This is a genomic window from Clostridia bacterium, assembly GCA_036562685.1.
In the GTDB taxonomy this organism is placed as follows: Bacteria; Bacillota; Clostridia; order Christensenellales; family DUVY01; genus DUVY01.
In genome coordinates this window covers 1-3425 of sequence record DATCJR010000033.1, presented here as the reverse complement: position 1 = coordinate 3425, position 3425 = coordinate 1, and the positions used below count along the sequence as shown (strand labels likewise).

At 35.5% G+C, this 3425-nt stretch carries 2 protein-coding genes; both read left to right on the top strand.

Annotated elements, in window-relative coordinates; translation table 11 throughout:
• Window positions 1-1401: sialidase family protein (locus VIL26_01250; protein HEY8389569.1), on the top strand; the 1401-nt coding region annotated here is incomplete at its 5' end.
• A 47-nt stretch (window positions 1402-1448) separates the two neighbouring features.
• On the top strand, window positions 1449-3425 hold a 1977-nt coding region (locus VIL26_01245), incomplete at its 3' end, for a hypothetical protein (protein HEY8389568.1).

Genomic DNA, 3425 nt, shown 5'->3' with positions numbered 1-3425 from the left:
ACCAAATTATCATCAGATACTTCAGAAACATATGACCCTGCTACAAGATACTTTCAATCTATGCCCAGTGTAGAAGTAACAGGAAATCGTATTTGGGCTGCAATGACAGTCGGCGGTTATACCGAACCTGATGCTAACAATTACATAACAATCGGTTATAGCGACGACGGAGGAAAAACTTGGGTAGAACCATTTATTATCATAAAAAATGACGAAAAAGTCAGAACATATATTGCATGTTTATGGGTAGATCCCGATGGTAATTTATGGTGTTATTATTGCCAATATGATACATGGGCAATTAAGATTAATAATCCAGCTGGAGATGTGGATAAAATTACCTGTTCTCAGCCTGTTCATGTAGCAGAATACGGAATTGCAAAAAAGCCCACAGCTTTATCTACTGGAGCTTGGGTCATGGTAACAGAACGTTCAAGTGTAGATGTTACCAAAAGCTTTGTTTGGGCATCTTATGATAAAGGTCAAACATGGTCCAAAATAGGAGCTGCCACATCTGTTGCTAATAAAAAATATTTCCACGAATCACAAATTGTTGAACTAAAAGACGGAAGGCTCTGGATGCTTTCTAGAATTGAAAGCGGGTCAGGAGGCGGAATTGAACAGAGTTTCTCATCTGACGGCGGCAAAACATGGACAACAATGCAGAGTGGATTAGGCTATCCTTTGATTGGACCTGGTTCTAAGTTCCATATTATGAGATTAAAATCAGGCAATTTATTGTTTGTCAGCCATAATTCCACATCAGTTAGAAATAATTTGACAGCATATTTGTCAGAAGATGAAGGCAAAACTTGGAGCGCTTTGTTATTAGATGAAAGATCAATTGTCTCTTATCCTGATGCTGCGCAAGGAGAAGACGGCACTATATATGTTATTTATGACCGAAATCGTTCTGCAGCTCAAGCAGGAAATAATTATCCGAGTCAAGAAATTCGCTTAGCAAAATTTACTGAAGAAGATTTGAAGGCTGGCGCTTTTGTATCAAAAAAAGCTCAAGAAAAGATTTTAATTGCTAAGAACAAGAATTGGCATGAGATAGTATCAACTAATTTCCAAAAAACAATTGAAATAGAAAAGGGCACTACATTACAAAGTGTTATTGAGTCTTTACCTAAGTATGTTTCTGTGACAGATGAAAGCGGAAATACTTATTACCTTACAGGTACATGGAAAACTATCGGTTATAAAGACGATAACACCGCATATCAATTAAAGTTCGAGACTGAATTAATTGAGACATTAGAAGATACCTATAAGAATTTAATTGTTGATGTTAAAATTGCTCAACCCAAAAAATCTAGCTCTTGCAGAGCAGGAAGTTCTTCAGCAATTATATTCTCCACAATATTAGCAGCAGCTTTTATCTTTTTTAAAAAATAATAAAGCCAATAGGCGAAATATAAGAAATATACATAGGAGGAAAGGAAATGAGAAAAAACATCAGAAAAAAGAGTATCTTTTTATTCTTGATGTCATTTTTAATGATGCTATCATTCTCAATGACCATTGCACATGCTCAAGATACTGAAGTCGTAACCTATGATTTTACTTCAGGAAGTTATGCACCTTCAGTAGCTTTGACTGGAGCCACAATTCATGCAGGTTTTGACTCTATTGCAGTTTATACAAAATCTGCTTCTGGAAGCGCAGTAATAAGCGTTCCGATAGAACTTAGTTCTGATGAAACAGGATTTGCAGTAGAATATCATAATCCTATGACAAATGCTGTTACAGACAATCTTAAGATTACATTAAAGTCTGGAGATAATACCTATAACCTTTCAGAAAACGCAGTATATTATGAATTGGTTAACGGTGTCGCAACTCAAAAAGCAGCTTTAGCAAACGGAGTTTTGAAGGCTACTCAAACTGCTTATGAAGGCTTCTTCGGTTATTTATTATTAGACTTAAAAGAGTTTAATATTCCCGAAGAAACAGTGATCGACACTGTAATGTTTACAACCGAACTTACTGCTCCCGTAAGATATAATATTGGTAAAGTTTATACCTTAACTGATTTTAATAAAGACGGACTTAGTGAAGTACTTTATACACCTTCTGCTGATAATTTTGATTTGAGCGGGGATGTTAACAGCTATGCTGCTCAATATCTTAAAAAAGGTGAAGTAAAATACTATGAAGCAGGAAACGGAGATACTACTGATCCTACATGGGTAAAATTCCCTAAGGAAATTCTAAAGACTTCAGAAACTCCTGTTTCTAATGCGGTTGGTGTTTATGAATATGCTGATTTGACAGGACTTACTGCAATTGTTTTAGATATAGATACCACAGAAAGCATCTCAGATGTACGTCTTGGTATGGCATTATTCAGCGGAGATGGAATTAATCTTTATAATGCTCAAAGATTCCATCCTGTTGAATTTATATGCGTAGGTGATAACGATGCCGTTTATTATCTATATGGAAGCGAAAATAACAGCTGGGTAAACGATGGCAGACCTTATCTGACTAAAGGATTTAAGGGAAAAGTATATATAATGCTTGATTCTTTGTTGGCTAGAACAGCTACAAACGTATTTAATTATAGTTATGTTTTCCCTTATATAAAAGTATATGCAGCTCCCAGCAATTCTATAGGGGCAAGCATAAAATTATCTAGAGTTTATTTGACTAATGAAGAAATAAATGTTGTTTCTTATCCTGTAGTTGTTACATCACCTGCTACAAATAGAGGAACTGTTACAGTAGATAAGCCTAATGTTTTGGCAGGCGGATCTGCAACAATTACAGTAACACCCAAAACTGGTTATGTTATTGATAAGGTAACCATAAATAATCAAACTGTTGCTCTTGATCAAAACGGACAATACACTATCACAGATATTAATGCTAGAACAACTGTAGCAGCCAATTTTGTTCCTGATCCTAATGCTGAACCTAGATACATTACTATTGTTGAACATGAACATGGAGTAATTACTGCAGATAAAAACCCTGTTCCTAACGGTGCTGATGTAACCTTTACTGTTAAAGCTAATTTGGGTTATGAAGTTGCTTGGTTTAAAGTTAATGGTGAAGTAGTAGAATTAGTTGACGGCAAGTACACAATAGCTGAAGTTGATTCTGATTTGAAAGTTCAAATGGGAACAAATACTATTTATGAATATCAGGCTCCTTTGGCAGGTACCGGAAACGTTATCATGGACGGCAGACAAGAATTTGGCAGCATCTATGCAACTTTTGATTCACTATTCATTTCTGGCAAATTCAATGCACCGATAAAAGATGGACAAGCACCCTTTGTCGGACTAGAGTTGAAGAATTTGTTGGAAAATGACTTTAGCCAAAAAGATGTTTTGATGATTCAATACAGAGTATTATCAACAAGCGTTTCTACATATAATGAATGCGGCGTTAAAGTAGGTATTTTTGATAATGCT